The organism is Amycolatopsis echigonensis (genome assembly GCF_014174495.1).
Classification (GTDB): domain Bacteria; phylum Actinomycetota; class Actinomycetes; order Mycobacteriales; family Pseudonocardiaceae; genus Amycolatopsis; species Amycolatopsis echigonensis.
The window spans coordinates 112,756-122,206 of record NZ_JACJHR010000021.1 but is presented as its reverse complement, the minus strand read 5'-3'; the positions used below and the strand labels follow the sequence as shown (position 1 = coordinate 122,206).

The window sequence follows — 9,451 nt, the reverse complement described above, 5'->3', positions numbered from 1 at the left end:
AACACCTCGACGCCCAGCGGATCGGCGACCCGGTGTTCGATCAGGCGAGCCTTGTCCTCCGGGCGGAGTTCGGCGTGCACGTTTTCGATCCCGACGTCCTTCGCCAGTGCGGTGGCGGTGGCGTGGTTGTCGCCGGTGAGCATCGCGACGTGGTAGCCGTCCCGGCGAAGCTGCGCCACCACCTCGACGGCTTCCGGGCGAAGCTCGTCGCGGACCGCGATCGCGCCGACGACCTGGCCGTCCTGCTCGACCAGCACCGCGGTCGCGCCGGCCTGCTGCATCCGCGCCACGTCCGTCGCCAGTGAGCTGGGTTCGAGCCAGCCGGGACGCCCCAGCCGAACGGTGCGCCCGTCCAGACGGCCGGTGAGACCCGCCCCGGTGACCGCCTCCACGGCCGAGGCCGGGGTGACCTCGTCGACCGCGGCAAGGATCGCCCTCGCGAGAGGATGTTCGCTGCGGGCCTCCAATGCTGCTGCCAGGTGCAGGACCTGCTCGCGGCTCGCGCCATGGGTGGTGGCGACGTCGATGACGGCGGGCCGGTTCGCGGTGAGGGTGCCGGTCTTGTCCAACGCGACTCCGCGGACCGCACCGAGCGCTTCGAGGGCGGCACCGCCCTTGACCAGCACGCCGAGCTTGCTGGCCGCGCCGACCGCGGCCACGACCGCGACGGGCACGGAGATCGCCAGCGCGCACGGGGAGGCGGCGACGAGCACGACCAGGGCACGCTCGATCCAGGTGACCGGGTCGCCGAGCAGGCTGCCGACCGCAGCGATCAGCGCGGCGGCGATCATGATGCCCGGCACCAACGGTTTCGCGATGCGGTCCGCGAGGCGTTGGGAGGCGCCCTTACGGGCCTGTTCGGCTTCCACGATCCGCACGATCCGCGCCAGGGAGTTGTCCTCCGCGGTGGTGGTGACCTCGACTTCGAGCACGCCGGTGCCGTTGATCGATCCAGCGAACACCTCGCTGCCGGGACCTGCCTCGACCGGCACCGATTCGCCGGTGATCGCCGAGACGTCCAAGGCAGTACGGCCGTCGCGGATGATGCCGTCGGTGGCGATTCGCTCACCGGGCTTGACCAGCATGCTGTCGCCGACCCGCAGCTCGGCCGGCGACACCATGACCTCCGTGCCGTCGCGCAAGACGGTGGCCTGCTCGGGAACCAGGGACAGCAGGGCACGCAGGCCGCGACGGGTGCGGGCCAGCGAGTACTCCTCCAGGCCCTCACTGATGGAGAACAGGAAAGCCAGCATCGAGGCCTCGCCGACCTCGCCGAGAATGACCGCGCCGACCGCGGCGATCGTCATCAGCGTGCCGACCCCGATCTTGCCCTTCACCAGCCGCTTCAGCGTGGACGGGACGAAGGTGTAGGCACCGGCCAGCAACGCCGCCACCTCCAGCACCAGCTCCACCGGCCGCGCCGCGCCGGCCCAGCCGGCGATCAGCGCGGCGAGCAGGAACGCTCCAGAGCTCGCCGCGAACTGCAGTTCCTTGACTTGCCACAGCCGCTCCGGCTCGTGCTCCTCGGCCTCCACGCTCACAGGTTCTTCGTGGCCGCAGCCGCACGCGTCACTCATCGAGCACTCTCCTTGCTATCCCGAATCACGCTGTCCGGGGTTGCGTCGGCCGCGGCGTCGGTGCCGTAGTTCGGGCACAGCGCCACCGCGTTGCCGGTCGCGGCCAGCAGCGTCTCCGCCGACGCCAGCAGGTCCATCAACTCCGGCCGGGCGAGGCTGTAGAACACCTGCCGGCCCTGCGGGCGGCCCACCACCAGCGCGCAATCACGCAGGCAGGCCACGTGCGCCGAGACCGTGGACTGCGCCATCCCCAGCGCGGCCACCAGGTCTGCGACCCGCGCCTCCCCATGAGCGAGGCGTTGCACGATCGCCAGCCGGGTGGCGTCGGAGAGACTGTGGAACAGCGCCACCGCCGGGTCCAAGCCCGCGCCCACGCTCGACGCGAGGCATCCATCCCTGCTTATCATCGCCACAAGACGATGATAGCAGCAATTGGCGATTCAAACGACAACGACTGCGTCAGAGGACGTGCCCGGACTCGCTCGGACCCCAGTAATCCATTTATGCGCATATCACTATACTTGAGGCAGGATAGGCAGCGGACGTGAGCGATGACGACGCGAGAGGTGCAGCGATGAGTAGCGCGACAGGCGAGCAGCCGACAGGCGGCGGGGCGGGGTTGTTGTGCCCGAAATGTGTGTCCCAGATGCTGCCGGTGAACCGGTTCGGGGTGGAGATCGACCAGTGCACCGGTTGCGGCGGGGTATTCCTCGACCGCGGCGAGATGGAACAGCTGGCCACGGCGGAGGCCAGGTTCTACGCCGCCGCCCAGCCCACCCCGCCGTCGCAGCCTGCGCCGCCGCAGTACGCGGCACCGGCTCAGCCGTACTACCCGCCACCCGCCTACGGCGAGCGCCGCCATGGCGGCGGGTTCCTGGGTGAGCTGTTCGGGCAGCACGAGTACCGTCCGCAGCACGGAGGGCACCACGGTGGCCACCACTGAACACCAGGCCCAACGTGCCGGGCAGGCGGAGGGGACCGGCGAGACCGGACACGGACACGGGCACGGGGTGTCGGCGAACGCGGACCGGAAGTGGCTCGGTCTCGCGCTCGGGCTGATCGTGGCGTTCATGACGGCCGAGGTGGTGGTCGGGCTGATCGCCGGATCGCTGGCGCTGATCTCCGACGCCGGGCACATGCTCACCGACGCCGCGTCGATCGTGCTCGCGCTCATCGCGATCCGGCTGGCGGCCCGGCCCGCGCGCGGCAACTACACCTACGGCCTCAAACGCGCCGAGATCCTCTCCGCCCAGGCCAACGGCATCACCCTGCTGTTGCTGACCGCGTGGTTCGTCTACGAGGGCGTACGCCGGCTCATCGACCCCCCACCGGTGGAGGGGCTGCTGGTGTTCATCACCGCACTGGTGGGCATCGCGGTCAACGTGGCCGCGTCCTGGTGCATCAGCCGCGCCAACCGGTCCAGCCTGAACGTCGAGGGTGCGTTCCAGCACATCCTCAACGACCTCTACGCGTTCATCGCGACCGCGGTCGCCGGTGGCGTGATCCTCTGGACCGGCTTCGCCCGCGCGGACGCCATCGCCGCGTTGATCGTCGCGGCGCTGATGGCCAAGGCGGGCTGGGGCCTGGTCAAGGAATCCGGGCGGATCTTCCTCGAAGCCGCCCCCGCGCACCTGGACCCCGAGGCGATCGGCGGCGAGTTGGCCGCCGTGCCCGACGTAGTGCAGATTCACGACCTGCACATCTGGCAGATCACCTCCGGCGACACCGCGCTGTCCGCGCACATCCTCGTCAAACCGGGCGCCGACTGCCACGCCATCCGCCAGGGCGTCGAGGAGATCATGCGCGCACGCCACCACCTGGAACACACCACCCTGCAGGTCGACCACACCACACCCGAGGCCGACGACGAGCACTGCGACCACCCGCACGGCCGGACCTACCGACCCCAGCCATGAACCCCGGCCCAGGTCAGCTCAACGTTTCCACGCGGGCCTGGGCCGGCCGCGCCCGCACGGAGGAACCCACCATGACGACCACGCTACTGGCCGCCGGCTCAGGCACGGCCGGAGTCTGGACCCTGATCGCCATCGTCGTCGCCCTCGCCGCCGCGCTCACCGGAATCGGCATCGCCCAAGCCCGCGACCCCGAACGCCGCCGCATCGCCGCCCAGGCGGGCGAAGCCGGCGCCACCACGACCGGCATGCCCTCCGGAGTCGAGGATCCTGACGGTGCCGCGGCAGGCGACGACGCGGCCGACGACCGCCCGGATGACGGCCTTCCCGAGAGCAGAACGAGAGGCTCCGAGGACGGGGCCGCGCCGAATTCCCCGTAACCGCCCGACGGTGACAGCGGCCTGAGCGAGCATCCGCGTGGCCGTGACCCGAGACCGACAGGACCCGTGACGCAGCCATCATGCCGACCGTTTCCTTGCCACCCTTGACCTGGACCACCGCGCTCACCGCATGGTCCTGGCATCCCGCACCGATCGCGGCGATGCTGGCCTTCGGTCTCTGGTACGCCCTGCGCGTGCGGAAGCTCCGCCGAGCCGGTGGCACCTGGCCCGCAAGCCGCATCGTGTGGTGCTACAGCGGGCTCGGCAGTTACGCCCTCGTCACCGTGACCTCGATCGGGGCCTATCAGAACGTTCTCTTCAGCGTCCGCGCCATCCAAGTCGTCACGCTGCTGATGATCACACCGCAATTCCTCGCCCACGCCCTGCCCGCCCGACTCGCCCGCGACACCGCAACCCCGGCAACCAGGGCACGGTGCAGCCGCATCCTGCACTCGGCCGCCATGCGGGCCGTCACCCATCCGCTGATCGGCGTGCTAGTGCTGCTCGGCGTACCCATCGCGCTCTACGGCAGCGGCTGGTACGAAGCCGGGCTGCGCAGCCACTGGACCAGCGAACTCACCCAAGCCGCGCTACTGATCGCCGGGGCACACTACTTCTGGACCCGCCTGCAACGCGATCCCGTGCCCAAGCTGTACCCGCACGTCGTCTCGGTCGGACTGACCTTCGCCGAAGTCGCCCTCGACGTCATCGTCCCCATCGCCCTGCTCATGTCCGGCAGCCTCGTCGCCGCCGACTACTATCTCGCACTCAACGGCGCAGGAGGGCTTCCCCCCGACACCGACCAGACAACCGGTGCGGCCGTCCTGTGGGGCCTCGGCGACCTCGCCCTCGTACCCTTCCTCATCCTGTCCATGCAGCAACTGCGACGCCGCGACAAGGAACACGCCGCCGAGATCGACGCACAACTCGACCAATACCAACGAGCCGAACAACGCAGACAAAACCCCACAGCAACAGCCGCTGAAACGGCCGGCACTGCTGCGGAACTACCTGCCACGATGCGCCCCTGGTGGGAAGACGACCCGAACGTCGCGGCACACTTCCGATGGACACAGCAAAAACCGCCCCAGGACGGCTAATTCCGGTGCCTCTGCCCGCCATCGCAAGCGGCTTCGCTCACCGGCGGTGCTGGACATCAGCGACCAACCGGTTGTGCCGTCGACAAGAAGACCACGGTGCCGCCTACCGGTGCGCCGGGCTCCATCTGCCCGCAAGGGGGCCAGCCGTCCGGCACGGCGGCCCGGGTCTGGACAAGCGGTACCAGCAGAACACCCACCGCCGATGCGGCGAGCCCAGATGAATCGTGGCCGTGCACTCGATGCGCAGCCGGACGGCGCATCGTCGACGCGAGCGCTGTGACTTCTTCGGCTCGATCGCCGCTGACAGCGAGGGCGAGCTGGAGCAGTTAGGACCCACCGGATGCCGACCGGTGCGCGACGCTCCTGATCAGCGCCGGAGCCTCACCACGGCCTCATTCTGGCATGGCTGACGGAGGTCAGCGGCCCTGGCCGGGAGCGGGCTGGACGGAGCCGCCGGTGCGGGACTGCGGTTTCCGCCCGGCGACGATGTCGTCGAGGGCGGACTTCAGCAGCGGCGGGTCCACCGGGCCGGTGATCTTGGCGACGATGGTTCCGGAGCGGTCGAGGAAGAACGTTTCCGGGATGCCGTAGATCCCGAATTCCATGGCCGCGCGGGAGCCGGGGTCGGTGACGTACTGGTAGCTCTTGCCGCGGCCGAGTTCGTTGAGGAATCCGACCGCGGACTTGGGCTGGTCCTGGTAGCTGATGCCGACGAAGGTCACGCCCGCCGTGCGGTAGGCGTCCGCGGCGGCGGTCAGGGTGGGCTGTTCCTCGCGGCACGGCACGCACCATGAGGCCCAGAAGTTGACCACGACGACCTGGCCGCGCAGCGAACGCAGCGCGAGGCCGCCGTCTCGTTCGAGGTAGGGCAGGGTGAGCTCGGGTGCGGGCTTGCCGATCAGCGGGGTGTCGACCAGGTTCGGGTCGTCGCCGATCCGGGTGCTGATGAGCACGCCGACGGCGACCGCGGCGACGGCGACGGCGAGCGCGGTCCAGCGGAGCCATCGCATGGTGCCGCGGCGGGCGTCGGCGCCGGCTGTCATCGTCCCTCCTTGGCCAGTTCGCGCCGCGCGGTGGCGATCATGGCGTCGACGTCCTGGCGGGTCTGGGCGGGCAGCCCGGGTCGTTGCCGGAGCTGGTCGAGGGTGCGCAGCGCGGCGGCCGGGTTGTTTTGAGCGAAGAGCTGCAGGTTCGCCTGCATCCACAGCGCGGTGTCGGCGGCGCCGGTTCCCGAAGGAAGCGGCGCAGCGGGGGCGCTGGACTGCATGACCTCGTTCCCGGTCACGAAACCGTTCTGGGGACGCTGTTGCACGGCGGCGGGGAGGACGACGACCGCAGCGATCCCGGCCGCGACGAGCGTGCCGAGGTAGGCGATGGTCCTCGTCCGTGCCTCGCGGGTGCGGCGTCGCCGGGAGACGGGCTTGGCGGGTTCGTCGAGGCGGTTGATCGCGTCGGCGGCGGCCTGCTCGTACTCGGCGCGCAGGCGTCGTGCGGCGTCCGGCGGGATTTCCCCGGCGTCGACTTGCGCTTCGAGCGCGAGGATGTCGCGCAGGGCCTGGTCGCGTTCTTCGGCGGCGGTCACAGAGTCTCTCCGGTGCCTTGTTCGCGGGCGTGGCGCAGCGCCAGTTCGACACGCGCGCGTTCGTCGCCGGCCAGTTCCGGGACGTCGGGTCGTTTCCGCAAGAGCCCGGCCAGCAAGAGCGCTCCGGCGGCGATGCCGGCCAGCGGCAGCAGCCACACCCACAGCGTGCGGCCGCTCACTGGCGGATCAAGCAGCACCCAGTCGCCGTAGCGGGCCCGGAAGAAGCCGAGGACCTGCTGATCGCTGCGGCCGGCGGCGACCTGATCCTGCACCGCCTGCCGCATGGCAGTGGCCGTCTCGGACGGCGATTCGGCGATCGACACGCTCTTGCACACCGGGCAGCGCAGTCGCTGGTCGAGGTCGTGCGCCCGGTCCGCGGTCCCGTTCCCGCCGCTGAGGAGCAGCCCGGCGGTGAGGCCGAGCAGGACGAGGATTCCGGCGAGCGCGAGCAGGCTTTTACGCATGGCTCACCGTCTCCTCGGCGGGTTCGGCAGTCGGGGAACCGCGTCGGCGCCGTTCGCTGAGGGCCCACGCGCCGCCCGCGGCCATGAGGAACCCTCCTGTCCACAGCCAGGACATGAGCGGGTAGCGGTAGAGGTTCACCGTCACGGTGCCGGGGGCGATCTGCGCCAGCGCGACGTAGACGTCGCGGCCCGCGGTGCTCCACACGTCCGGGGTGCCGACGGCCTGGGGCTGGTTGGCGAAGGTCTCCAGTTTGGGCTGGGCCGTCCAGGCGAGCTGTCCGTTGTCGCGGAATTCCAGATGCGCGTCGCGCTGGGTGCGGTCGGGTTCGGTGTGTTGCTCGCTCTTGGTGAACATGACGGTGTAGCCGGCGAATTCGGCCGGGTGCTCGGGGGTGAGGGTGACCGTCGCACGGGTCGCGGTGGCTCCGGCCACGGAGATGGCGAGGGCGACGACCGCGACGCCGATGTGCGCGAGCTGCCCGCCCCAATAGGCGCGCTGCCCGGACACCAGCCGCCACAAGCCGGACGGGCGCCGGTTCGGCGCGGTGGCGAACAGATGCCGGATGCTCGCGGAGACGATGGTCGCCGCGAGGAAGGCGACCGCGACGACGCCGACGGAGCGGATTCCCGCCACCGCGAACGCGGCGGCGGCGATGCTGCCGATCAGCATCGGGAAGGCCAGCCGGGTCCAGAGCACGCGCGCGGTCGCCCAGCGGTAGGGGGTGAACGGCCCGGCGCCCATCGCCAGCAGCAGCGCGAACGACAGGGGCACGGCCATCCGGTCGAAGAACGGGCGGCCGACCGAGACCTGGCCTCCGGTGAACGCCTCGACGAAGATCGGGTACACGGTCCCGAGCAGCACGACGAAGGCGAAAAGGCACAGCACCAGGTTGTTGACCAGGAAGAGCCCCTCGCGGCTGGCGAGCCGCAGCGACCCGGTGCGGGAGGCGACGTGTTCGCCGCGCAGCGCGAACAGCGTGAACCCGCCGGCCAGGACGACCACGAAGAAGCCGAGCAAAGCGGGTCCGACCCCGGACTGGGTGAAGGAGTGCACCGACGCCACCACCGAGGACCGGGTGAGGAAGGTGCCCAGGATCGTCAGCGCGAAGGTCGCCAGCGCGAGCACGAAGTTCCACGCCTGCAGGGTTCCGCGCTTCACCTGCACGACGGCGGAGTGGACGAACGCGGTCGCCGCCAGCCAGGGGATCAGCGCCGCGTTCTCGACCGGGTCCCACGCCCAGTAGCCGCCCCAGCCGAGCACCTGGTAGGACCACCACGCGCCGACGATCAGGCCCGCGGTGAGGAACGTCCAGGCGACGAGGTTCGCCCGCCGGGTGCGGACCAGCCAGTCGGTGCCGCCGCGGCGGATGAGCAGCGCCGACATGGCGTAGGCGAACGACACCGTGAACCCGACGAAGCCGAGGTACAGCAGCGGGGGATGGATCGCCACCATGATGTCGTTGCGCAGCAACGGGTTCGGGCCCGGGCCGTCGGCGGGCGGGTTCGCCACGATCCGGAACGGGTTGGCGACGGTGGTCACCAGCCCGAAGAAAAAGGCCGCCACGAGGCCCATGACGCCGAGCGCGCCGGTGCCCAGCCGGTCGCCGGGGTCGGTCACCTTGCGGCGGGCGACGAAGACGTACCCGGCCAGCAGCAGCGTCCACAGGACGATGCTGCCGCCGAGAGCCGACCACGCGCTGGTGATGGTGAACAGCAGCGGCGTGGCACGCGAGTGCGTCTCGGCGACGTAGGACATGGCGAAGTCGTCGGTCAGCAACGCCGTTTCGAGCGCGGCCATCGACAGCACCGCTCCGCCGAGCATCACGAACGAGGCCAGCCGCAACTGTCCGATTCGGACGGAGCCGGGCCGGCGCTGCGCGCGGAATCCGTACCAGGCCAGCACGAGCGACGCGGCGAGGCCGAGGAATGCGCCGCCCCAGCCCGCGGCGGGAAGCACGGCGGTCACCGGGAATCACCTCCAGACGGGGCCGGGGCCGGTGTCGCGGGCGGCCGGTAGTTCTCGTCGTGTTTGACGATCATCGTGTCGGAGTCGAATTGGCCGTCCCGCCAGGAACCTTCGACGATCACCCCGATGCCGGGCTGGAACAGTTGCGCGAGCGGGCCGTTGTGCAGGACGGGGACTGCCGGGCTGCCGGGCTTCACGTCGGAGGACACGACGAACCGCAGCCCTTCCGGGGTGTGGGCGACGCTGCCCGGCCGCACGAACCCGCCGAGCTGGAACCGGCGGCCGTCGGGGTAGTCGGCGTGTTTCGCGATCGCCTCGGCCGGCGTGAGGTAGTAGACGAGGTTGCCGTTGAGGTTCCCGAACATCAGCACCCCGACCAGGACGGCGACGATCCCGATGCCGGCGACGGCGAGCAGGCGGTACCGCTTCACCGCTCCTCCCGTTCCCGCCGGATCGCCTCTGCCCGAAG

The 9,451-nt window shown here is 70.5% G+C and carries 11 protein-coding genes; 4 read left to right on the top strand and 7 right to left on the bottom strand.

Annotated elements, in window-relative coordinates:
- Both H5411_RS17155 and H5411_RS17150 read right to left on the bottom strand, forming a co-directional pair.
- The coding region (locus H5411_RS17155) for a heavy metal translocating P-type ATPase (RefSeq protein WP_183124312.1) at positions 1 to 1,577 on the bottom strand (1,577 nt) is incomplete at its 3' end.
- The gene (locus H5411_RS17150; protein ID WP_037359808.1) at positions 1,574 to 1,990 is read right to left on the bottom strand and encodes an ArsR/SmtB family transcription factor; all 417 of its coding nucleotides are present in this window, start codon (positions 1,988 to 1,990) and stop codon (positions 1,574 to 1,576) included. The genes H5411_RS17155 and H5411_RS17150, both read right to left, overlap by 4 nt.
- A gap of 161 nt (positions 1,991 to 2,151) precedes the next feature.
- Between H5411_RS17150 and H5411_RS17145 the strand changes: the two genes are divergently transcribed.
- From H5411_RS17145 to H5411_RS17130, 4 genes are all read left to right on the top strand, one after another.
- A complete protein-coding gene (locus H5411_RS17145) occupies positions 2,152 to 2,520 on the top strand; it encodes a TFIIB-type zinc ribbon-containing protein (protein ID WP_081655065.1) in 369 nt (122 codons plus the stop codon).
- Positions 2,507 to 3,493, top strand: a complete 987-nt coding sequence (locus tag H5411_RS17140; protein WP_235079083.1) for a cation diffusion facilitator family transporter — start codon at positions 2,507 to 2,509, stop codon at positions 3,491 to 3,493. Before H5411_RS17145 ends, H5411_RS17140 begins: the two co-directional genes overlap by 14 nt.
- Positions 3,494 to 3,564: 71 nt before the next feature.
- The gene (locus H5411_RS17135; RefSeq protein WP_037359811.1) at positions 3,565 to 3,870 is read left to right on the top strand and encodes a hypothetical protein; all 306 of its coding nucleotides are present in this window, start codon (positions 3,565 to 3,567) and stop codon (positions 3,868 to 3,870) included.
- Positions 3,871 to 3,974: 104 nt separating this feature from the next.
- Positions 3,975 to 4,970, top strand: a complete 996-nt coding sequence (locus H5411_RS17130) for a cytochrome c oxidase assembly protein (RefSeq protein ID WP_158242503.1) — start codon at positions 3,975 to 3,977, stop codon at positions 4,968 to 4,970.
- A gap of 416 nt (positions 4,971 to 5,386) precedes the next feature.
- Here H5411_RS17130 and H5411_RS17125 read toward each other — a convergent pair whose 3' ends face one another.
- Genes H5411_RS17125 through H5411_RS17105 form a run of 5 tightly spaced genes read right to left on the bottom strand, consistent with a single transcriptional unit; the run spans position 5,387 to position 9,413 of the window.
- Positions 5,387 to 6,013 (bottom strand): TlpA family protein disulfide reductase, encoded by a 627-nt coding sequence (locus tag H5411_RS17125; protein ID WP_037359813.1) that lies wholly within the window; start codon positions 6,011 to 6,013, stop codon positions 5,387 to 5,389.
- Positions 6,010 to 6,552, bottom strand: coding sequence for a hypothetical protein (locus H5411_RS17120; protein ID WP_051165926.1), 543 nt, complete (start codon positions 6,550 to 6,552; stop codon positions 6,010 to 6,012). The genes H5411_RS17125 and H5411_RS17120 overlap by 4 nt, the downstream gene beginning before the upstream one ends.
- Complete coding sequence (locus tag H5411_RS17115) at positions 6,549 to 7,016, bottom strand: cytochrome c-type biogenesis protein (RefSeq protein ID WP_037359815.1); 468 nt, start codon at positions 7,014 to 7,016, stop codon at positions 6,549 to 6,551. Before H5411_RS17115 ends, H5411_RS17120 begins: the two co-directional genes overlap by 4 nt.
- Positions 7,009 to 8,982: a heme lyase CcmF/NrfE family subunit gene (locus H5411_RS17110; RefSeq protein ID WP_037359816.1), complete on the bottom strand. Its 1,974-nt coding sequence runs from the start codon at positions 8,980 to 8,982 to the stop codon at positions 7,009 to 7,011. Before H5411_RS17110 ends, H5411_RS17115 begins: the two co-directional genes overlap by 8 nt.
- Positions 8,979 to 9,413, bottom strand: coding sequence for a cytochrome c maturation protein CcmE (locus H5411_RS17105; protein ID WP_037359818.1), 435 nt, complete (start codon positions 9,411 to 9,413; stop codon positions 8,979 to 8,981). The genes H5411_RS17110 and H5411_RS17105 overlap by 4 nt, the downstream gene beginning before the upstream one ends.
- Positions 9,414 to 9,451 lie beyond the last annotated feature (38 nt).